General features: G+C 58.6%; 24 protein-coding genes and 2 tRNA genes. 9 read left to right on the forward strand and 17 right to left on the reverse strand.

The features are described 5' to 3' along the window. Positions 1–94: 94 nt before the first annotated feature. From HXW87_RS05510 to HXW87_RS05525, 4 genes are all read left to right on the forward strand, one after another. Positions 95–841, forward strand: a complete 747-nt coding sequence (locus tag HXW87_RS05510; protein ID WP_007961854.1) for a 2OG-Fe dioxygenase family protein — start codon at positions 95–97, stop codon at positions 839–841. A 79-nt stretch (positions 842–920) separates the two neighbouring features. After that, positions 921–1298: a GNAT family N-acetyltransferase gene (locus HXW87_RS05515; protein ID WP_182403428.1), complete on the forward strand. Its 378-nt coding sequence runs from the start codon at positions 921–923 to the stop codon at positions 1296–1298. After that, complete coding sequence (locus HXW87_RS05520; RefSeq protein ID WP_027611235.1) at positions 1295–2011, forward strand: AzlC family ABC transporter permease; 717 nt, start codon at positions 1295–1297, stop codon at positions 2009–2011. Before HXW87_RS05515 ends, HXW87_RS05520 begins: the two co-directional genes overlap by 4 nt. Further along, complete coding sequence (locus HXW87_RS05525) at positions 1990–2307, forward strand: AzlD domain-containing protein (protein WP_007952614.1); 318 nt, start codon at positions 1990–1992, stop codon at positions 2305–2307. The genes HXW87_RS05520 and HXW87_RS05525 overlap by 22 nt, the downstream gene beginning before the upstream one ends. Here the strand turns inward: HXW87_RS05525 and HXW87_RS05530 are convergent. Continuing rightward, positions 2224–3150, reverse strand: coding sequence for a LysR family transcriptional regulator (locus tag HXW87_RS05530; protein WP_007961685.1), 927 nt, complete (start codon positions 3148–3150; stop codon positions 2224–2226). The genes HXW87_RS05525 and HXW87_RS05530 overlap by 84 nt on opposite strands. A 740-nt stretch (positions 3151–3890) precedes the next feature. Between HXW87_RS05530 and HXW87_RS05535 the strand changes: the two genes are divergently transcribed. Both HXW87_RS05535 and HXW87_RS05540 read left to right on the forward strand, forming a co-directional pair. After that, positions 3891–4301, forward strand: coding sequence for an MbcA/ParS/Xre antitoxin family protein (locus HXW87_RS05535; RefSeq protein ID WP_007961687.1), 411 nt, complete (start codon positions 3891–3893; stop codon positions 4299–4301). After that, positions 4298–4978, forward strand: coding sequence for an RES family NAD+ phosphorylase (locus HXW87_RS05540; RefSeq protein WP_182403416.1), 681 nt, complete (start codon positions 4298–4300; stop codon positions 4976–4978). The genes HXW87_RS05535 and HXW87_RS05540 overlap by 4 nt, the downstream gene beginning before the upstream one ends. A gap of 308 nt (positions 4979–5286) precedes the next feature. On the opposite strand, the gene HXW87_RS05545 is transcribed toward HXW87_RS05540, so the two are convergent. The 6 genes from HXW87_RS05545 to HXW87_RS05570 all read right to left on the reverse strand — a co-directional run bounded on the left by HXW87_RS05545 (position 5287) and on the right by HXW87_RS05570 (position 9993). Continuing rightward, a tRNA-Thr gene (locus HXW87_RS05545) sits at positions 5287–5362 on the reverse strand. A gap of 419 nt (positions 5363–5781) precedes the next feature. Further along, positions 5782–7017 (reverse strand): methyltransferase, encoded by a 1236-nt coding sequence (locus tag HXW87_RS05550; RefSeq protein WP_239778549.1) that lies wholly within the window; start codon positions 7015–7017, stop codon positions 5782–5784. Further along, positions 6998–7687: an ABC transporter permease gene (locus HXW87_RS05555; RefSeq protein WP_003220713.1), complete on the reverse strand. Its 690-nt coding sequence runs from the start codon at positions 7685–7687 to the stop codon at positions 6998–7000. The genes HXW87_RS05550 and HXW87_RS05555 overlap by 20 nt, the downstream gene beginning before the upstream one ends. Further along, complete coding sequence (locus HXW87_RS05560; RefSeq protein WP_007961693.1) at positions 7684–8379, reverse strand: ABC transporter permease; 696 nt, start codon at positions 8377–8379, stop codon at positions 7684–7686. The genes HXW87_RS05555 and HXW87_RS05560 overlap by 4 nt, the downstream gene beginning before the upstream one ends. A gap of 77 nt (positions 8380–8456) precedes the next feature. Further along, positions 8457–9206: an ABC transporter substrate-binding protein gene (locus HXW87_RS05565; protein WP_041071347.1), complete on the reverse strand. Its 750-nt coding sequence runs from the start codon at positions 9204–9206 to the stop codon at positions 8457–8459. A 13-nt stretch (positions 9207–9219) separates the two neighbouring features. Next, positions 9220–9993 (reverse strand): ABC transporter ATP-binding protein, encoded by a 774-nt coding sequence (locus HXW87_RS05570; RefSeq protein WP_041071351.1) that lies wholly within the window; start codon positions 9991–9993, stop codon positions 9220–9222. 552 nt (positions 9994–10545) lie between these two features. Here HXW87_RS05570 and gabP point away from each other — a divergent pair. After that, complete coding sequence (gene gabP, locus HXW87_RS05575) at positions 10546–11937, forward strand: GABA permease (protein WP_047290843.1); 1392 nt, start codon at positions 10546–10548, stop codon at positions 11935–11937. Positions 11938–12033: 96 nt separating this feature from the next. Here gabP and HXW87_RS05580 read toward each other — a convergent pair whose 3' ends face one another. Genes HXW87_RS05580 through HXW87_RS05595 form a run of 4 tightly spaced genes read right to left on the reverse strand, consistent with a single transcriptional unit; the run spans position 12034 to position 14097 of the window. Further along, positions 12034–12201: a hypothetical protein gene (locus HXW87_RS05580; protein ID WP_239778550.1), complete on the reverse strand. Its 168-nt coding sequence runs from the start codon at positions 12199–12201 to the stop codon at positions 12034–12036. 44 nt (positions 12202–12245) lie between these two features. After that, a complete protein-coding gene (locus HXW87_RS05585) occupies positions 12246–12698 on the reverse strand; it encodes a hypothetical protein (RefSeq protein ID WP_003220723.1) in 453 nt (150 codons plus the stop codon). 6 nt (positions 12699–12704) lie between these two features. Further along, entirely contained in the window at positions 12705–13118 is a 414-nt protein-coding gene (locus HXW87_RS05590; RefSeq protein ID WP_041071360.1) for a hypothetical protein, read from the reverse strand. Positions 13119–13146: 28 nt separating this feature from the next. Then, entirely contained in the window at positions 13147–14097 is a 951-nt protein-coding gene (locus HXW87_RS05595; RefSeq protein WP_239778551.1) for an alpha/beta fold hydrolase, read from the reverse strand. Between the two features lie 243 nt (positions 14098–14340). Here HXW87_RS05595 and HXW87_RS05600 point away from each other — a divergent pair, with 243 nt between their 5' ends. Together HXW87_RS05600 and HXW87_RS05605 are read left to right on the forward strand one after the other, a co-directional pair. Beyond that, complete coding sequence (locus HXW87_RS05600; RefSeq protein ID WP_239778552.1) at positions 14341–14790, forward strand: carboxypeptidase regulatory-like domain-containing protein; 450 nt, start codon at positions 14341–14343, stop codon at positions 14788–14790. Positions 14791–14862: 72 nt separating this feature from the next. After that, complete coding sequence (locus HXW87_RS05605) at positions 14863–15144, forward strand: YceK/YidQ family lipoprotein (RefSeq protein ID WP_121183221.1); 282 nt, start codon at positions 14863–14865, stop codon at positions 15142–15144. A gap of 9 nt (positions 15145–15153) precedes the next feature. On the opposite strand, the gene HXW87_RS05610 is transcribed toward HXW87_RS05605, so the two are convergent. The 6 genes from HXW87_RS05610 to HXW87_RS05635 form a co-directional block, all read right to left on the reverse strand. After that, on the reverse strand, positions 15154–15507 hold the full coding sequence (locus HXW87_RS05610) for a hypothetical protein (protein WP_121183223.1): 354 nt from the start codon (positions 15505–15507) through the stop codon (positions 15154–15156). Between the two features lie 378 nt (positions 15508–15885). Next, on the reverse strand, positions 15886–17040 hold the full coding sequence (locus HXW87_RS05615; protein WP_095667786.1) for a hypothetical protein: 1155 nt from the start codon (positions 17038–17040) through the stop codon (positions 15886–15888). A 113-nt stretch (positions 17041–17153) separates the two neighbouring features. Next, positions 17154–17229, reverse strand: a tRNA-Phe gene (locus HXW87_RS05620). Positions 17230–17332: 103 nt separating this feature from the next. Continuing rightward, a complete protein-coding gene (locus tag HXW87_RS05625) occupies positions 17333–17605 on the reverse strand; it encodes an oxidative damage protection protein (protein ID WP_033043799.1) in 273 nt (90 codons plus the stop codon). Further along, entirely contained in the window at positions 17602–18669 is a 1068-nt protein-coding gene (gene mutY, locus HXW87_RS05630; protein ID WP_182403424.1) for an A/G-specific adenine glycosylase, read from the reverse strand. The genes HXW87_RS05625 and mutY overlap by 4 nt, the downstream gene beginning before the upstream one ends. Continuing rightward, the gene (locus tag HXW87_RS05635; protein ID WP_108181406.1) at positions 18666–20891 is read right to left on the reverse strand and encodes an AsmA family protein; all 2226 of its coding nucleotides are present in this window, start codon (positions 20889–20891) and stop codon (positions 18666–18668) included. Before HXW87_RS05635 ends, mutY begins: the two co-directional genes overlap by 4 nt. Positions 20892–20899: the final 8 nt, after the last annotated feature.

The raw sequence follows: 20899 nt of genomic DNA on the forward strand, positions 1-20899 counted from the left end.
TCAAACAGGGCTTTAAATGCCTGAAATTCTTTCTCATGGACGCAAATTCTCCACCTAATAGATTAGGCCGCTCAACGCAGCGGAGAATTTGGTAATGATCGTTTTGAACAGAGAAGTGGGCGAATCGCTACGGCGCGACAAATATGTCAACGTCCAGGGTGGTGACTTCAATCTCTACGGTCATTTTGCCGACTTCGTCAGACTGACCAAAAGTTGGGAAAACATGGAGCCAGACAGTTACTACGGTCAGGCCGAAGCCGGCATGCGTTACCGTCGTTACAGCGACTTTGAATACAACCCGAAAACACGTGAGCTCAAGCAACTCGAGCATCGCGCCTACGTGCAGTCCAAGGAAAACAACGCCTACGTGGGCGGTGTTGTGCGGCACTTTCAGGACTTCTCCGATGAAGTGATTACTTCGCCGGTGATGCGCAGCCTGATCGACACCGATTTTGAAGTGTACAAAAGCGTGCTGCCGGAAGAACTGCACGATGAAATCTGGCAGTGCCAGATTCATCAGATCCGCATCGAGATCAAACCCGGCAAGCAGCTGGAAATCACCCCGGAAGGGATTCACTGCGACGGCTATCCGTTCAGCGGCGTGCACTTCTGGGGGCGCAACAATGTCGAGGGGGCGGAGAGTCGTCTTTACGACATCCACGAGCATCAATTGGCGTCGACCACCTACCAGGAAATTCTCGACACCACCTACTTCCTTGACCGCGACATGCGCCACTACGTGACCCCCGCGCGCAACACCCACACGCATGCCATGGCGTACCGGCAGATTCTGGCGATTTCCTTCTCGCGGCCCGGGACCGCTTTCGACATTGTTCGCTAATCAGATCACCCCAATCGACGGCGTCGAGTGCTCGACGCCGGTGGTGCTGCGACGTGCCACCGCCAAGGACGCGCAGCGCATGGAGCGCTTCTTCCGCCAGTTCGACGAAGTGTCGTTCTGCGAATGGCAGGACGCCAAATGCCTGCGCGGCGTGTTGATCCAGAAGACCACCACCGCCTATCTGGCCTTCGACGTCGCGGGCGAAATCGTCGGTGCGGTGCTTGGCGGCATGCTCGGCAGTCGCGGCACCATCAACCACTTGGCGGTCAGCCCAAGCTATCGCAGCCAGGGCGTCGGCCAGCGGCTGGTGGAAGCGGCGTCGTCCGACATGAAACGGGTCGGTGTATTACGGATGTTTCTGTTCGTCGACGATGCTAACCTCGCGGGCAAGCGATTCTGGACTGCCCAGGGTTTTTGCGAACCCCACGGCGAGCGGACATTTGAGAGGGATCTATGAATGAAACGTCCGGCAGTGCGCCGCTGATGGCTGCCCATCAGCCATCGCGCACGTTTGCCGAAGCCAGCCCGGTGGTGGCCGGTTACTTCACGGTGTCATTCGTGTTCGGGCTGATGGCGGTCAATGCCGGGCTGCCGATGTGGCTGCCGGTGGCGATGTGTTTATTCGTCTACGCCGGCGCTTCGCAATTTGCCGCGCTGGCGCTGATCTCCAGTGGTGCGTCGCTGACCACCATCGTATTGACCACCTTCCTGATCAATGCGCGGCACATGCTGATGTCGGTGTACATGGCCAAGGCCCTGCGCGCACTGGGCCTCAGTCGCATGGAACGCTGGGCCTACGCCGGTGGACTGACCGACGAATCCTTCGCGTTTCACAGCGTCAAACTGGGCACCGGCGCGCCGGTCAACATCCGTTACCTGATCGGCTTCAACCTGTTCTGCCACACCTCATGGGTGCTGGGAGGATTGTTGGGCGCTGTCTGCGCGCAATATGCGTCGCACCTGATCAAATATCAGCTCGACTACGCGCTGACCGCGATGATGCTCTACGTGCTGGTGTCGCTGTGCAACACCCGCAACAAACTCATCGCCGCCGCGGCTGCCGTCGTCTGCATGGGCGCGCTGAGCCTGGTCGGCACTTCGCCATTCAATGTTTTCATCGCCACGTTTGTGGGCTGCGGAGTGGGTGTATGCCTGACCAAACGTTCCTGATTCTGGTGGTCGCGCTGATGATGGCCGTGACCTTCCTGCCACGCGCGCTGCCGCTGCAAGTCAACACCGAGCACTGGCCGCCATTCGTTGCGCGGGCGCTGGAATACCTGCCGGTGGCGATCGTCGCTGCGATCAGCCTGACACCCTTGTTGATCAAGGATCAGCACATACAGCTCGATCGCCCGGAATTTTATGCAGCCATTCCGACGTTGCTATGTGCGTATTTCAGCAAAAACCTCTTTCTCAGTGTGGCGGTTGGGACGGCTGCGTACATTGCGCTCGGCTCGTTCATGTAGCGGCAGATCGACCACGTCGTTCAGGGCCTGGCCTGACAGGTTCGGGTTGTTCACCGCCAGACGCACTTCGAGAAAATCCTCGAAACCGGGGAAGATCGTCAGGCCGTTCTTTTGTGCGGCCTCACGCGACACCATGCCGACTGCGTCCATCTGCGTGATCAACGACAGCGTCAGGGTCTCGCTGCAGGAATAGACCATGCGCTGACCGTTCTCGTGATTGCCCAGTCCGGCGTCGAGAAAACGCAGGAAGCTGTGGGAATACGGACAATCTTCCGCAGGACGCACCTGAAACTTGTTGCCCAGCAACGTCAGTGGATCGTTTTCCTGCCCGCAATGGGCACCGACCACCTGCACCTGCACATCCGGCAAAACAATGCTCGGCAAACCCGGCCGCTGCGGGCCGATCAGCACCGCGAGGTCAAAGTCCTCATTCTTCAGCTTGCTGAGGTTTTCCATCGACTCGGCGTAGCTGAATTCCATCTGGTAATCGGGAAACACCTCAATCAGGCGTCCGATCATTCGCCGGTTGAAGTCAGACGACAACGTGTTGTTCAACGCGACCTTCAACGTGCGCTGGCCTGGCACCTTGAGCGCCTCGACCTTTTCTTCCATCTGTCGCGTGGCGATCAGCACTTTGTCCATGTAGGGCGTCAGCTCCGTGCCTTGCGGCGTCAGCGTCAGCCCTTTGTTGGAACGTCGAAACAAGCGGAAACCGAACTGCTCTTCGACCTTGTTCAACTGCGCGGCCAGGGCCTGCACAGTCAGGCACGAATGCTCGGCTGCGGCCGACAACGAGCCGGTCTGCACGATGCGCATGAGGTTGCGTAAGGTTCTGCTATCCATGGGTAATGCCCTCTGAAGTGGGCTGGGTATTGTTGTTTACGAGACTGCCGGTCTGGCGTCATATGCCGGCTATATTCCAGCACCTGAGCATAGTTGTCGCGGGTTTAGTAGCGAATTGATGTCCCTGCCGATGGCTGGAAGCTGACACAGGATCGGGATTTTTGATGACGTGGGGGTGATTGGGGTCAAGAAAAGTGCGTGGTTTTGGTGCGCCGGGAGGGTTTTTCGAGGAGAAACGGCTTATGGCTCCTGTAATTTCCCCGGCGAGATATGCGCATATTTTTCAGCTTTGAGCGCGAGTGCCCTTAGCATCAGGGATGCTTTCCAATTTCGTCTTCACCAGTTTGTTGCGACTCTAGAGCCGCCATTCACGGGACGCTGAAGAGCGTCCGCATGTGAATGCACATAGGCAAAATTCGCCAGCACTTCGACTAGGCAAGCGAAATGCTCAAATAAACCAGGCAATAAAAAACCGACATTGCTGTCGGCTTTTTGCTCCCTTGAACAAGGGTAGAGGTCTCACCCGAGCGCTGATCTTCAGGTCATCAACGGGGTTCCTAACGCCGACTATCGCCACCTGATGGCAGTCGGTTTCGCGCTCTTGAGGCAGATCCTCTGCTACGGAACATTAACGTGTCAACTTGGAAATTCTTAGGCGTTTATTCGTATGCGAATAATTTCATGTAAAAAATTCATATGTGTACTACGCTCATCTTGCGGACCCGCTTAGAAGGACGATCATGCCTACCTCATCCCCAGCCCTCACCCCACGCGAACAACTCGACGTCCCCGAGGCCGGGCGCGTCGCGCTGAAGTTTTTCTTCAATCTCATGGAGCGCTGGGGTTGCAACGCCGAGCAGCAGCGCACGCTGCTGGGCGGCGTCGGCAACACCACGTTCTACAAGTACAAACACCTGCCGCCGAACATTCGCCTGCCGCACGACACGCTGGAGCGTATCTCGTACCTGATGGGCATTCACAAGGCGTTAAGCATCATCTTCAGCAACAGCCGTGAGCGCGCTTACACCTGGGTCAGCAGCCCCAACACCGCTGCGCCATTCAATGGTCGAACGGCGCTGGATTACATGCTGGCGGGGAGGGTGGTCGACATCGCCGACGTGCGCCGTTACCTCGACGGGGTGCGCGGTTGAAGGCCCTACCGCTGGCTGAGCCGCAATGGCCGAAGGCCTACCGGATCGTCAACAGCAGCTTCCCGCCGATTGCGCTGTTCGAAGACGTGCTCGACCCCGAAGACCTGGAAATCGCCTACGCGCTGGAAGCGCTGACCAATGATCGCCTGATCGAACAGGCCGGCATCCTCGCCCGCGTGCGCCCCGAAGACCGGCTCTCCGGCCCCGGTTCAACCCCGGTGATGGCGGCGTTCACCCACATCGGCAAAAGCAGCCGCTTCACCGATGGCACCTTCGGCGTCTACTACGCCGCCAGCAGCCAGGCCGCGGCCATCGCCGAAACCTGCTATCACCAGGAACGCTTCCTCGCGGCCACCAACGAAGCGGATCTTGAGTTGACCATGCGGACTTACGTCAATCGGGTGGTTAAGCCGCTGCACGATGTCCGTGATGGTTTTGCACATTTGCATCAACCCGATCCGGAAGCCTATGGCCCGTCACAGGCGTTTGCCCGACAACTGCGCGAGTCTGAATCGTGGGGAATTCTCTACAACAGCGTGCGTTTGCCGGGCCACGAATGTGTCGCTGCGTTCCGCCCGCCGGCCGTGTCGATTCCGAAGCAGGGTAAGCATTTGCGTTATGTGTGGAGTGCGAGTCAACGCAGGATTTCGTTTGTGTTTGAGATCAGTCAGGTTTGAAGCGCGACCTTATTCGACAGCCTGCTCGTAGCCGACCTTGAGCAACCGAAGGAAAAAACTCATTAACGCTCAAAGAATTGGAACAATTCCGGGAGGACTTGCTGGAATCTGTACGTCAGATGAAGGCCGTAAAGCTTTAGGTGTAACCGAGGTGCTGCGCCCCGCACTGGCAGAAGCACGTCCCTCGGTGACGAGTCGTCCGGATTAATGACGATTTAGGACTTCACAGCCTTGAGGCAGTGTGGACGTAATGTGGACGTTCCAGAAACAACAAAGCCCCTGCATTTCTGCAGGGGCTTTGTTTTGTATGGTGCCGGCACCAGGAGTCGAACCCGGGACCTACTGATTACAAGTCAGTTGCTCTACCAACTGAGCTATACCGGCGTGTGGGCGACGATTATAGCGATTGGGTGGGTTCTGTAAACCCCTGAATTCAGACTATTTTTACGCAGGTGCCGGATCAGGCTTGGCGTGAGCGGTGTCTCCGGGTTTTTAGCCGCAAGACTGGGGTTCCACGAGATCAAGCCAGACTGAGCGTGAGGGCAGGATTTCCACACTGTCCAAGCACCCATTTCCCCGTTTATGTCCTTTTGATTGGAAGCTTATGCACAACGGATCGGCGCGACCTTGGCGTTGCAGGGGAATTTGCGGACACGTTCTCATTTTGTGTGCAAAGCCCTGTTTTACAGGTTTTTTATCAATATGAACAAAAAATGACCAATGCTGTTTTGGTCATGCAATGGCCGTGGATATTGGATCCACGGGAAAACCATCAACAGAGTTATCCACAGGCTGTAAAAGTTTCAGGCGCGTTCGGCCAGCAGCAGAAAATTACGCGGCGTCAGCGAGCTGTCGCAGAAGGTGCCGAGCCGTACGAAGTATCCCCGTTCGTTGAGGAAAATGGCTCGATCAAGATTCAGCCAAAGCTCCAGCGGCCGTCGGAACAATCCGCGCAGTAATTCCAGGTTGCGAACTTCGGCCAATCGCTGCCAACCGGCAGCTTCCAGTGCCTGCCAATCCGGCGTACCGATTGTGGATAACTCTTTCAGCACTGCCAGGTCGCGGCAGTAATCGGCGAAAGGTTTGTCCAGCCAGGCATTGGGCAGGGACGGGGTGGGCAGGTATTCGTCTACTCCGCGCAGTTGTCGTTGCAGCAGATCAAAGGCCAAACGTCGCGCCATGGAGGTGTCGCGCTGACGTCGGACTCTTGCACCGGCGGTGACGGTTTCGCTCATGGGCAGCGCCAGATCTTCGAGCGAGAGCTGTAGGGCGGATCGCAAACCCGCTGAGGACAATGCCCGATACTCGCTGCGATTAATCCGGTTGTAACAGCACGGGGCGATGGCCATCTGCTGACATCCGGCCGCGCTTGCCAGTTGCATCAGGCGCACATGCAAATCACCGCAGGCGTGCAGGGCGACCGGGGTGTGGTGAGCGCTCAGCACGGTTGCCGCATCTGTTGCGAGCACATCCTGCTCGACATGCAGGGCGTGCAAATGATGACGCTGACTCAGGGCCTGACCGCTGGCGACCAACGCCGGATCGTATTCAACACAGGTCAGCTGTTGCCCGGCGCTCAACAGGCGCCGGCCCAGATGCCCCTTGCCGGAACACCAGTCCAGCCAATGCGTTGGCGGCGAGGCGAAAGACAAACGGCTGCCGAACGCTTCGATCTGCTGCCACTTGCGTCCCGGTACGTCGACATTCAATCGATGGCCTGCAGTTTCCAGCGCATGTCCCGGCAACTCACCAACTGCGCTCAGCTCAGCCGACAACGCCGCCAATGAGGCGAACGGCTCCGGGGCATCGGCGAGATCGGCGGGATGATTATGTGCACGCTCTGCATCTTCCAGCGATCGTCCGCGTAGCCACGAAGCCAATTCGGGGTAGGCGGTTTCCCATGGAAGCGAAAGATGAGCGAACGGACGAGGTTTCCACAGCGCCTGATGCGCCGTAAGAAAATCATCCAGCGCGGTGAAGCGGGCGAGTAGGGCCTCGCCCGTCAGCACGTGGGAAGTTTCAACGCCCTTGGCAGGCATCGACGCGCAGCCAGCGCTCCAGCAGCTTGAAGCCGCGCACCAGCACGTAGGACATCAGCAGATAGAACACGCCGGCGGCGAAGAAGATTTCCACCGGCAGGTAGGTGCGCGCGATGATCGTGCGGGCCATGCCGGTCAGTTCCAGCAGGGTCACGGTGCTCGCCAGTGCGCTGGCCTTGAGCATCAGGATCACTTCATTGCTGTAGGCCGGCAGGCCGATGCGCGCCGCACGCGGCAGCATGATGTAGAACATCGCTTTGGGCTTGGACATGCCCAGTGCTCGCGCCGCTTCGATTTCGCCCGGCGGAATCGCCTGGATCGCGCCGCGCAGGATCTCGGCGATGTACGCCGCCGTGTGCAGGGTCATGGTCGCGGTGGTACACCAGAACGGATCGCGCAGGTACGGCCACAGCGCGCTGCTGCGCACCGCATCGAACTGCGCCAGGCCGTAATAGACGAGGAACAGTTGCACCAGCAACGGCGTGCCACGGAAAAAGAAGATGTAGGCGTAGGGCAAGGCGCGCACGTACCACAGCTTCGACGAGCGGGCGATGCCCAGCGGAATCGCCAGCAGCAGGCCGGCAATCACGGCAATCGCCACCAGTTCGAGGGTCAAAGTCGCGCCCTGCGCCAGTTTCGGCAGCCACTTGATGATCACTTCCCAGTTCATGAAGCGCTCCTCGCAAAGCCGCGAGCGGCGCGTTTTTCCAGGAAGTGCATGCCGGTCATCGCCAGCACCGTCAGGCCGAGGTACATGACTGCGGCCACCAGATAGAAGGTGAACGGTTGTTTCGACACGGTCACGCCGATCTGCGCGTGACGCATGATTTCTTCCAGACCGATGACTGACACCAGCGCGGTGTCTTTCATCAGGATCATGAACAGGTTGCCCAGGCCGGGCAGGGCGATGCGCCACATCTGCGGCATGATCAACTTGGTGAAGATCCGCCATTTCGACAGGCCCAGCGCCACGCCGGCTTCGCGATGGCCCTTGGGAATGGCAAGGATTGCGCCGCGAAACACTTCCGTGGCGTAGGCGCCGAAGCACAGACCCAGCGCGATTACGCCGGCGGCGAAGGCGCTGAGTTGCAGGTCGGGGTTGCCGAAAAACTCACCGAGGCTGCGCATCAGGTTGACCGTACCGAAGTAGATCAACAGCACCCAGAGCAATTCCGGGACGCCACGCACCAGGGTCGAATAAGTGCCGCCAAGCCACTGCAGCGGCTTGTACGGGGAAGTCTTGGCCAAGGCGCCGAGCAGACCGAGCACCAGTCCCAGGCATAGGGCCGTCAGCGCCAGTTTGACGGTCATCAGCGCACCGGCAGCGAGGGCCGGGCCGAATCCGTAGAGGTCGATAATCATGGATTTCTTTTCAAATCGCGGCAGGCAAGGCCGGGAGCCGGCACCGTCGGTGGATGGCGCCGGTCCCGCAGGTCAGATCAATAGATGCTGAACGGGAAATACTTGTCGTTGATCTTCTTGTAGGTACCGTCAGCGACGATTTCCTTCAGCGCGGCGTTCAGCTTCTCGCGCAGCGGGTCACCTTTGCGCACGGCGATGCCGATTTTGTCGCTTTCCACGACCGGGTCGCCTTTGAACTCGTAGGCCTTGCCTGCATCGGTTTTCAGCCAGTCGTAGTTGGCGTACTTGTCGGCGAGGATGGCGTCGACACGACCGGAGGTCAGGTCCAGGTAAGCGTTTTCCTGGGTGTCGTAGAGTTTGACTTCGATATCGCTGCCGTAAGTGTCCTCAAGCCAGGTGCCCGCGAGGGTGGCGCGCTGGGTACCGATGATCTTGCCCTTGAGCGAATCCTTATCGGTTTTGAACTCTTTATCTTTCGGCGCGATGAACTGCAGCTTGTTCGAGTAGTACGGGTCGGTGAAGTCCACCGCGCCCTTGCGCTCTTCGGTGATCGACAGCGAGGACACCAGGAAGTCGAACTTCTTGGCGTTCAGCGCAGGGATGATGCCGTCCCAGTCGGAGGTGACCACCGAACACTCGACTTTCATCTTGGCGCACAGGGCGTCGCCGATGTCCTTATCGAAGCCGACCACGTTGCCGCTGGCGTCTTTGTTGTTGAACGGCGGGTAAGCCGCTTCGATGCCCATCTTCAGGGTCTCGGCCATGGCACCGGCGCTGAATGCGAGGGTGACGGCGGCGGCCAGGAAGACCTTTTTAAAATTCTGCATGCATGTTGCTCCGTTAGCGGTTGCTGGACATGAATTGTTTGCAGCGCGCCGAAAGCGGGTTTTCGAACACCTGCTGAGGCGACCCTTGCTCTTCCACCAGCCCCTGGTGGAGGAACACCACTTCGCTGGAGACCTGACGGGCAAAGCCCATTTCGTGGGTCACCAACAGCATGGTGCGGCCTTCTTCGGCCAGTGCGCGGATGACACTAAGTACTTCCTGAACCATTTCCGGGTCAAGGGCGGAGGTGGGTTCGTCAAACAGAATCACCTTCGGCTGCATCGCCAGCGTGCGGGCAATCGCGGCGCGTTGTTGCTGACCACCGGACAATTGCGACGGATAGGCGTGGCGCTTGTCGGCGATGCCGACCTTGGCCAGCAGCGCTTCGGCGACCTCGATCGCCTCGGCCTTGCTCTGGCCGAGCACGCGGCGCGGGGCTTCGATGATGTTGTCGAGCACGCTCATGTGCGGCCACAGATTAAAGTTTTGAAATACAAAACCAATCTCGGAACGCAGGCGGTTGATCTGTTTGCCATCCGCAGCAACCAGTTCGCCGTTCTTGGCGGGCTTGAGCTTGAGTTCTTCACCGGCTACCAGAATCTGACCCTGGTGCGGGTTTTCCAACAGGTTGATGCAACGCAGGAACGTGGACTTGCCGGAACCGGAGGAACCGAGGATCGAGATCACATCGCCGTCGCGGGCGGTCAGCGAGATGCCTTTGAGCACCTCAAGCTGTCCGTAGCGTTTGTGCAAGTTGCGGATTTCAAGCGCGGGCGTGGCCTCAGCCATGTGCGTTCCTCATATATGTTGCGCTCCTGCTGTTGGCGGGCCTTCCTGGCGAGGCGGCCAAGCTAGCATAGCGTTTCAATGGCAGCCAACAGCGCTACGGGCGGTAAGCGGATGGCGTGTGGCGGGTTGTCGCATCGGCACAGCAGACTGTCGCCCCATCAACAACCGAACGGGTGTTTGAACGTGCAAACCCGTGGGTGTTGCGTAAAAAAAGGCGCGATGTTGCCAGCTTTGGCGGGGTGTTGGAAGCGCTATCCGGCCGAACGTTCCTGATTCGCCCTTTTATTGTGCATCCCACACTTTTTCAGTGTGTTTCTGGTGCGTCTGTTCGTTTGAAAAGTGAGTCGCACAGTAACGCTCTGGCGAATTGCCATTAATTTTAAGGACTTGCGATGACTGTCCGGTCGCGTTCAAAGCCGCGGGACAGCAGAGTTTGAAACATTTTGGCGCATTTATTGCGTGCAGAATCTGGAACGCCCTGTTGGTTTCTTTTTACGAGAAGGAAAACCAGGCAGGTCGGACGCAATCGCTTTCCTCGCAAAGGTAGTTCCGATGAGCAGTACCCCAAGCTCCAATGGCCTCGAACAGGGGCTCAAACCGCGTCATGTGACCATGTTGTCGATCGCCGGTGTGATCGGCGCCGGTCTGTTCGTTGGCTCCGGCCACGCCATCGCTGCCGCCGGCCCTGCCGTGCTGCTGGCCTACGCCGCCGCCGGTACCCTGGTGGTGCTGGTGATGCGCATGCTCGGTGAAATGGCTGTCGCTTCGCCCGACACCGGCTCGTTCTCCACGTACGCCGACCGTGCCATCGGGCACTGGGCCGGCTTCACCATCGGCTGGTTGTACTGGTGGTTCTGGGTATTGGTGATTCCATTGGAAGCCAACGCTGCCGCGACCATCCTGCATGCCTGGTTTCCGAGCGTGGAGATCTGGGCCTTTGCCTTGGTCATCACCATGTTGCTCACGGTGACCAACCTGTTCAGCGTGAAAAACTACGGTGAATTCGAATTCTGGTTTGCCCTGATCAAAGTCCTGGCGATCATCGGCTTCATCATCCTCGGCCTCGCGGCGATCTTCGGCTTCCTGCCGAACAGTCAGGTCAGCGGCGTTTCGCACTTGTTCGACTCTGGCGGCTTCCTGCCAAACGGCATGGGCGCTGTGCTGGGCGCAATCCTGACTACCATGTTCTCGTTCATGGGTACCGAAATCGTGACCATCGCGGCCGCGGAATCGAAGAACCCGGGCAAGCAGATTTCCAAGGCCACCAACTCGGTGATCTGGCGGATCGGCCTGTTCTACCTCGTCTCGATCTTCATCGTTGTGGCCCTGGTGCCGTGGAACGATCCTACGCTGGCCAACCTCGGTTCCTACCAGACCGTGCTTGAGCGCATGGGCATTCCGAACGCGAAAATGATTGTCGACATCGTGGTGCTGGTCGCGGTCACCAGCTGCCTGAACTCGGCGCTGTACACCTCGTCGCGCATGCTGTTCTCCCTCGGCAAGCGCGGTGACGCACCGGCGATGTCGACTCGGGTCAACAAAAGCGGTACGCCTTACTGGGCTGTCATGCTGTCGACCGGCGCGGCGTTCCTCTGCACCTTCGCCAACTACGTGGCCCCGGCTGCCGTGTTCGAATTCCTGCTGGCCAGCTCCGGCGCCATCGCATTGCTGGTGTACCTGGTGATCGCGTTCTCTCAACTGCGCATGCGTAAACAACGCATGGCCCGCGGCGAGAAAATCGTCTTCAGCATGTGGCTGTTCCCGGGTCTGACCTACGCGGTGATCATCTTCATCGTCGCGGCCCTGACCATCATGCTGTTCCAGGAAGCCCACCGCGTGGAAATCCTCGCAACCGGCCTGCTGAGCCTCATGGTAGTCGCCGCCGGCCTGTTGGTGGCACGCCGCCGCAAGCTGGAAAAGCGTGGTGCGGTGGTGTTGAACTGATCCGCAACGCGTAATGCAAAACGGCCGCTGTCAGTGATGACGAGCGGCCGTTTTTGTTTGTGCTGCAGGTGGCGAAACATCGCCACATATCCGTAATCAGCTTTGTTCTCGCAAGAGCATAAAGTCTGAGCTGCCTTTCTCTTCGTCGAACCATTCATCCCAAGTTGTTTCCTTGGGAGTTTTAACGGTTTTGCTTTGGAGGGTCGCAGCTGAGTCTTCTGATTTCGGCAATTGTCCATCCTTGCATGAAGTTGTCTTCTTCACCTGACCTCCTTTTTTGATCGTGCGTGAATGTCAGGTGCAAAAAGTTACTCGGCTTTGGGGGCGCTGTCCTCCAGCGACTTGCCGTAAGTATCCAGCGCAATCCCGAAATCGGTGATGAATTGTGGCTCGGTCAGCCAGGCCTGGGCGGTTTCGATGTCCATGCCGTCGGCCCACATGCGGTAGTCGATCAGCATGTCGGCGGCCAGGTGAGTGGCGGCCATGCCTTCGTTCTCGGCGTTTTCCATGTCCAGCAGCTCTGGATGGTCAACGATGATGAACGCCAGTTCGCGCAGCAGGGTCAGCAGCATTTCGTTGCGACTGACGGCTTCGGCGTCGCGCATTTTGCTGAACATCGCCAGGGTGTATTCCGGGATCGGCTCGTCCAGATGCCCGAGGTTGTCGTCCTGGTCCAGCGGCTTACGGCCGACCATGCGGATGTGCTTGGCTTTGGCCTTGGCGCGTTTGGCGCGTTTCTGTTGCTTGTTCAGGGATGCCATGGGTACTCAGTTCTTCTGTTGGGTGTGTGCGGCGATCGCGTCGGAGGCCGCCACATAGTCGGCCTGGAAGGCCGGGGATTCGATCCACGCCAGGGCACCGGCTTCGTCGGTTTCTTGCGACCACTGGCGATACTCGATCAGCGCGGCGAGGATGAAATCCATTGCGCCTTCTTCGCCTTCCTGCTCGTAGACCAGTTCCAGCAGCGGGTCTTCGAGGAATGCGCTGCACATGGCTTGCTGGCTGATCTTCTCGGCGTCGATCATTTTCTTGAACAGCTCGGTCAGGTCCACCGACTCGAAGTCGATACGGTCATCGTTCGGGTCCAGTTCGAGCGGCGCCTCGGCGCGTTTGGTGCGGTTCTGCTTGGCCTTGGTCTTGGCCCGGGCGGCGCGTTTTTGCTGCTTGTTGGCGGAGGCCATGGTGTGTTCCATCGTGCGTTGAGAGGGCTCAGCTGCGTGGCACTGGCCGCCCGGGTGCAGCGGGGGTCAGCTCGCCGGTTTGCAGCCAGGTCAGAGCGATGGGCCATAGTGTGGCTTGGTATGCGCTACGAAAAAAGGCGAAATGTCCGACTTGCTGTTCGCCGATGTCCTGCGGCTCGATACGCAAGTGGGTTTTTGGCGCATGGCTGAAGTAGTCGAGCAGGCGTTCGATGGCAGGGATCGTACCGTACGGGTCGTCGCTGATGCTGATCGCCAAGGTCTTTGCGCGGACGTTGGCGAAGGGCAGGCGGCCGCTTGTTTTCAGCAGCCGACGGCCGCTCGGACGCTGCTCGTAGCGCGCGGCAGGCGTGCTCCAGTCGCGTACGACGCCTGCTGGCGTGTCCTCCAGCCAGCCAAGGCGTTTGCCCGGGAAATAGCCACAGAGGCGCGTCAGAAGCGGCATCAGCACATGCCATTTGCCGAACATGCGCCAGCGCTGTTCCGGCGCATAGTCAGGCCAGTAAGCGAACTGTGCACCGACCGTCACCAGCCGACGAATGACCTGCCCGGACTCGCCCAGTCCCGCCGCGCAACCGCCGAAACTGTGGCCAACCACATCGATTGGCTGGCCGGGGAGCTCTCGTTGCGCGCGCTTGAGCATCGCCTCGAAATCCAGCGCGCCCCAGTCGGTCCATGAAGCCTCAAGGCCTCTCAGGGTTGCCGGACGCGATTCGCCGATGCCTCGGTAGTCGTAGGTGATCACGTCGAAGCCGTTGGCGAACAGGTAATCGGCGAAGCGCGAGTAATGTCGGCAGCGTACCGAGGTGGCGGCGTTGATGATGACTACCGGGCGTTGCGCATCGGGCAGGGCGTGACGCCAGGTGAAGCCGCCGAGCATAAAGCCATCGGCGGCAGCTTCTTTGAAAGGTTCGCTCACGGTTGCTGTGTCGGGCGTAAACGCGGGACTGCGTGAATTCATATGGACTTGGCCTTGGCGAAGACGGATCGAGAATGAGCTTCAACGCCGGGCTGCGCAATCACTCGGAACGCAGTGCGTTCCGGATTGAAGGTTGGCGACTCTGTAAATTCGAGCCGCAGTGCGTCTCGAATTAGTCCCTTTCGCACCCTGGCCAAGTGCCAATCATTCTAAAACACGTGCTTCCCTGGCCGGATCAAATAAGGAGTAACGGTTGGGCTCTACAAGAGCCCGGGAGTCGTCATCATGAAACGCGTTCTTTCATTCCTGCTGCCCATCGCGGCGGTGGCGGCATTGGCTTTTCCGGCGATGTTGCAGGCGGCCAATCTCGACCCGATCGACAGTGCCGGTGTGCAAGTCCAGCAACAACAGCAAAACGGCATCAAATACCTGTCCGGCGGGATCGGCCTGGACGAGTCAAAAGCCATTCAACAATCCACTGGTTACAACCTGCACATGACGTTCGCGGTGGGCGCGCAAGACCAGTACACCGCTGATGTCGATGTGGTGATTCAAAAGTCGCCGGGGCAGACCGTACTGACCCTCAGCCAAACGGGTCCGCTGGTCTACGTGCAATTGCCACCCGGTAAGTACACGGTAGTCGCCACGCGCAATGGCGAAACACGGCGTGACGTGACAGACGTTGGCAGCGGTACTGCGCGCAATCTGGTGTTCCATTGGAATGACGCTGGATAACGTTGGGTGTAATTGAACGTCGAGGCGCGGGTAAAATCCCGCGCCTACTGTTGTGGCGAAGGAAGTGCTGGTTTGAAAGGGATTTTGCGTATTGGCTCAGTGGTGAGCCTGGTTTTGCTGCTGGCCGGTTGTGGAACGATGATGGGGCGCCTGAACGGTGATTCTGCAGAGCCGTACTACAAAGGTGTCGATGGCAACCTGCACTTGCTTGGCGTGAGAGGGGGAGACGGCATGCCCTCTGCGGTCATCTGCTACATGATGATCGTTTGCCCGCTGATTAGCGTTGTGTCACTGCCGGTAGACGCTGCGCTCGACACGGTTTTGTTGCCGGTCGACTACGTCAACACCCTCTGAGGCCGGTCTTTATTTATCGCGCGTACGCTTGGCCTTCTGCTTGTCACCGGGCTCGCGGGCCATTCGGTGAATCCATAATCCGATCCAGCCGACGACTATCAGGAATACGGTGCCGACGCACTGCGACACGATCTCGAACCAGAACATCCGGGGTTGCTGCGCCAGGGTGTAGGTATGGCGTGGACCGGAGCGGTTCCAAGTGGTGATGGAGCCGCTGAGCAAGCTGTGGATGATCAGATAAGTCGACGCAGCGATAACGAAGGCGATCAATACGCCGACCAGCACCGTCAGCCAGAATGCCACCCGGCTCTGACGATAGGGTGGCGGATGGGGCAGGGGGATGCGGGTTCTTTTCTGGTTCATCGAGCGGATGACCCTCTTCCTTAAGGTGCGGCCAAATTAGCGCGGATCGCCTTTGTTCGAACCCCGTCACGTATTTGTGCAATAAAAACCTGCGATGCCTAAAAAGGACTCGCGGGGTTTCTCTGGACTGCGCAGAGGGTTGAATTGTGCCGCTATCATATCGCAGGCATAAAAAACCCTGAATCTTGCGATTCAGGGTTTTCGGTATTTCATACTCAATCTTGCGCTTGTCACGCGCCTGCCAGGGATGGCGTAAAGCGGAGTAATCCGGTTAGCGAATGATCATCCCTGTGTGCAGCAAGACCCTGAAAAGGCGGGTCGCCATCAGGCGACTTGATGGGCGCTAGGATGCCAGTTAATGAAGGGTGCGGCACCACCTCATGGCGTCTGTGGGGTGCTTGGGTCAGATGTTGGCAGTGAAGAAGGCAGGGGTTTAGGCTTGGGTAAAGCTTTCGGCACAAAGATCCTGGTAGAAAGGATTGAGCTGCTGGGGATTTTTACCTTTAATTCCTGACTCGCAAACTGCCACGTCATCACAGTGGTACTGCCCATCGACCAGATCACGTGCACGTCATTCAATGCGCAATTGCTCTTGATGCCATAACCCTCAATGGCTTTGTATTTTTCGCAGAGATCGCTGCTGAGAATTACTTGTTCGGCTTGATAGTTGCCCAGCCCAAGCAGTTTGACGATTTTGCCCGGAAGATCTATCCAGGTATTGGTCCACAGCATCAGCACGACAGCAAACAACGGGCTGACGATCAGCACAAAGCGCGGATTGCCTCTGATTATTGCCGTGACGATGGTAAACACCACCAGTGAGGCAAAGAAGCAGGCTGCCATGAACGGATACTCTCCGACGGCTTTGACGGCCTCAGGGACGCCTCTGGCAACCTCCAGTGTGGACAGCAATGCAACTATGTTTGCGATGAAAAATACGAGAAATGCTGTGACAGTGAACTTGGCCCAGCTAAAGGGAGGGAGTTCGTAATTTCTCTGCAAAATCGAACCGAAAAGTAGACCGCTAAGAAACGGTCCTGCTACAAGGCCGATGGTGTAGGCGGTATCCCCTTCAAAAAAATATAGAGCCATCCATAGGATGCTCATACATATGAAGCCTGGAGCGAAAAAGTAGCGGTTGATCAGGCGATGATCGAGGCGCTCCTTGGGCATATTTCCATTGATTCGATACGCCAGCTCTTCGCGTACCGGCTTGTCGCTAAAGAAAGCCTCTGACCAAGTCCAACCGGGTGCGCAAAAGCCAAAGGCAATTACCAGAACCATCAGGCCACCGATGAGCGCGGCAGTTGCAAGCAATGAAAGAAAGCTGAAGAGATCGAAGTCGGGATAGAAGTGGTTTTGGCAGAAGTAGATAAGAAATATCAAAAAGCCAAAACCAAGTGATGCAATTCGGAAGAGTTTCCAATTGTGCTTTTCGATGAACTCAAAAACCGTGTCCAGAGATTGAGGTTGCGGCTTCTTGGTCTTGGCTTCGCATTCGTTGGTCAGCTTGCTTGAGGTTTGCATGTCCATTGGCTTGATTCATCCTTGCAAGAAACAGGGGCTGCTCTTATGCGGTGTGGGTGTTTCGCTTTTCTTCAGGCATAAAAAAACCCTGAATCTTGCGATTCAGGGTTTTCGGTATTTGGTGCCCAGAGACGGAATCGAACCGCCGACACGGGGATTTTCAATCCCCTGCTCTACCGACTGAGCTATCTGGGCAACGGGGCGCATTAAAAGGGTTTTTCGGATTTACGTCAACGACTTTTTTAAAATTTCTTAAATTAATTCCGTCGCTTACGATTCGCCCCCGGATTTTGCGGGTTTACTCAGCAGGCGGAACGTAGCCTTCGGCCTTGGCGTAATCCTCGCCGGAGAAGTACTTGTCCATTTCGCCCTGAAGGTATTTGCGGTCTTCGGCATTCATCATGTTCAGGCGCTTTTCGTTGATCAGCAGGGTCTGGTGTTTCTGCCAGTCAGCCCAGGCCTTGGCCGAGACGTGGTCAAGAATGTCCTGACCTTTGGCGCCCGGGAAAGGAGCGCGTTCCAGCGCGGGCAATTCTTCTTTGTACTTGCGGCACATGATGGTGCGGGTCATGACGACTCTCCTGCGTTCAATACGGCGGCCGCGCGCTCGAGCAAGGTTTTGACCGGGGCAGCAAGGCCCAGGCGCGGCGGGGTGGCGAGGTTATACCAGAGCCAGTCGGCCTCGGCCACGTGATGGGTGGCCTCCTGTACCTGAACCAGCCAGGGTTCGATGGACAGCTGGAAGTGACTGAAGGTGTGAACGAGGCTTGGCAGCGCCTGCTGTTCGCCCATGGACAGCGAGTGCTGATCGGCCAGATGTTGCAGGTCGTCGAGATCGTCGAGTTCCGGCAGGCTCCACAAACCGCCCCACAGACCGCTGGAGGGACGGCGATAAAGCAGAATCGCGCCGTCGCTATTGGCGAGCATCGGCATCAGCGTACGTTTTTGCGGTATCGCTTTGCGCGGTTTGGGGATCGGGTAGCGCGTTTCCAGGCCGAGCATGTGCGCCTCGCAGCCCTTTTCCAGCGGACACAGCAGGCAGCTGGGTTTGCTGCGGGTGCACAGCGTGGCGCCGAGATCCATCATCGCCTGGGTGTAGGCGTTGACTCGATCATGTGGCGTGAAACGCTCTGCGTTGGCCCACAGCTGTCTGGCAACCTTCGGTTCACCCGGGTAACCCTCTTGCGCAGTAAAACGCGCCAGAACGCGTTTGACGTTGCCATCGAGGATCGGCGCGCGCAGGCCCATGCTGATGCTGGCGATGGCGCCGGCGGTGGACAGGCCGATGCCCGGCAGATCTGTCAGCTTTTCGACGTCCCGCGGAAATTCGCCACCGTACTGGCTGACGACGATCTTTGCGGTCTTCTGCAAATTGCGCGCGCGGGTGTAGTAACCCAGCCCCGTCCACAGATGCAGCACTTCGTCCTCCGGCGCTTCGGCCAATGCTTGTACCGTCGGCAGCGCGGTCATGAAGCGGTCGAAGTAATTGAGCACGGTGCTGACCTGGGTCTGCTGCAACATGATCTCCGAGACCCACACCCGATACGGGTTGATGTCCTGCTGCCAAGGCAAATCGTGGCGGCCGTGGCGGTCGAACCATTCCAGCACCGCCGTGGAAAACTGCTCCGCTCTCATCGCTTGAACAGCCCTTTCAATGCGTTCTTCAATTCCGGGCTGACCTTGTCGCCGAGTTTTTCATCGATCTTCTCGCTGAGTTTGTCTCCGGCCATTTTGGTCGCGACCTGGCCGAGGCGTTCGTTATCCACACGGCAGGCCTTGGCGCCCAGCTCCAGCGGGCCACGGCAGCGCAGCGGCCACTCGATGCCGACGAATTTCTCGCCGACCTGACAGGCCGGATCCGGCATGGCGCTGGTATCGCCTTCGACGATGATGCCGACGCGGTAATCCATGCCCAGCACGCGCAGGTCGATGTCGCCGTCGCCGTTGACGGTCATGCCGGGGATGCGCACCTTGAGGTCCGGGTTGCTCGCCACGCCGTTGCGCAAGGTCAGGTTGCCCTTGAGTTCCTGGAACGGTGTGTCCTTGCCCCGTGGCTCGCCGCTGAGGGTTTTGCGGTTAAGCGTGGCGATGCCTTTGCACAGTTGCTGTTCAAGGTTGGCGTTGAGCAGCACGCCGTTGTTGATCACGAAACTGGCGTTGCCGTTGAGGGTTTCGATCAGCGCCTGCTGGCTGTTGCCGCTGCCGGTGAGACTGCTGGTCAGTGTGACCAGACCTTTGACTGGCGGGTTCTTGCCCTGGCTTTCGAGGATTTTCTCCACCGGCACGCGGTTGATCCGGGTTTGCAGATTCAACACTGGCGCGCTTGGACGCACATCGAGGGTGCCCTTGGCTTCGAAGTCGCCGTTGTACAGCCCGCCGCGCAGGTTTTCCAGGGTCAGCAGGCCGCCCTGGCCGGTGGCTTTGAGCGCGGCGTTCTGGATCGGCAGTTTATCGAGGGTCAGTTGGCCGAAGCTCAGATCGGCATCAACGTCGAGTTTGGCCAGGCGCTCGACCGGCAACAGGCGCTCGGTGCTCCAGGCGCTTTTACTCGGCTTGTCCGGCAGCGGTGTGCTGCCGGCGCCGGCCATGGCATCGGCTTCGGTGCTGGCGACTTCGGCCTGACGCACTTGCGTGGCGTTTTTGGCTTTTTCCGATTTCGGCGGCAGGTAGCGGTCGACATCAAACGTGTCAGCCTTGAGGATCGCCCGCAGCGACTGCTTGGCGAAGTCCTCAACGGCAATGCGTCCGCTGAAGCTGCTGTCGTCGAGTTTCAGGTTGATGTTGTCGAAGGCCACGCTGGTGGGCGTCGCGGCCACGCGGCTGACCAGCTCGACCTTGCTCAGGCTGCCGGGCGCCATCGCTGGCAGTGTCTGGCCGATGCTGTCGACGAACTTGGCCAGATCGAACTGGGCGATCGAGATACCGCCAGTGATCTGCGGAGTCTTGTCGAGGTCGTTGGCTTTCAGCTCACCCAAGGCGCGCAACTGGTTGGCAGATATCTTGATCCCGGTCCATTCGGCGACGTTCGCTGCCTTGTCCAGCAATATCTGCCCTTGGGCGGAGAAGGTCATGGCCTTGCCCTGCAGCGGGTCGCCAGTCAGTTCGCCGGACAACTTCATGTCTTCGAACTTGTAGCGTTGCAATGCACGCTCGATGCGCAATTCGCCATTGAGTTCGGTACGCACGCGCAGCACTGGCTGATTGGTGCTGAGGAACGCCGTGGCTTTCAGCGGAATGTTGGTCGAGTCGTGTACCGCACCGGTGCTCAGCTGGATGCTTTCGGCGCTGTACTGTTTGCCGGTCTGCTCGTCGTTGTATTCAACCCGGGCGTTGTTGACGGTCAGGCTGTCGATGTCTAGGCGGATCGGCTGCGGCGGTTTTTCCGGCTGGGCGGTGGCCTCTGCGACAGGCGGGCTGGCTGGCGCAGGGCTGCCGGCAGGCACGGCAGGAGGCGGCAGCTTGCCGATGTCTTCCCAGTTGCCGTGGCCGTTCTTGTCGCGTTTCAGGCGCAGGTTCAGGCCTTCGACGCGCACATCGCTCATCTGCACTTCGCGGCGCAACAGCGGCAGCACGCGCACGGACAGGCCGAGCATCTGCAGATCGGCGTACGGCTCGGTCGGATTGATCAGGGTGGCGATGCTGGCTTCATGCAGTTCCAGGCCAAGCCACGGGAACAGGCTCCAACCGATATCGCCATTGAGCGTCAGCTCGATGTGGGCCTTGTCGCGGGCTATCTGGCGAATCTCGTCTTTGTAGTCGTTGGGATCAAACAGGTGGGTCAGGGCGAAGCCCGCCGCCACAATGATCAGCAACAGCCCGAGAAGTACCAGACCCAGGATTTTGCCGAACGCTTTCATGGGCGAGT

The sequence above is a fragment of the Pseudomonas sp. Y5-11 genome (genome assembly GCF_022368695.1).
Taxonomy (GTDB): Bacteria; Pseudomonadota; Gammaproteobacteria; order Pseudomonadales; family Pseudomonadaceae; genus Aquipseudomonas; species Aquipseudomonas parakoreensis.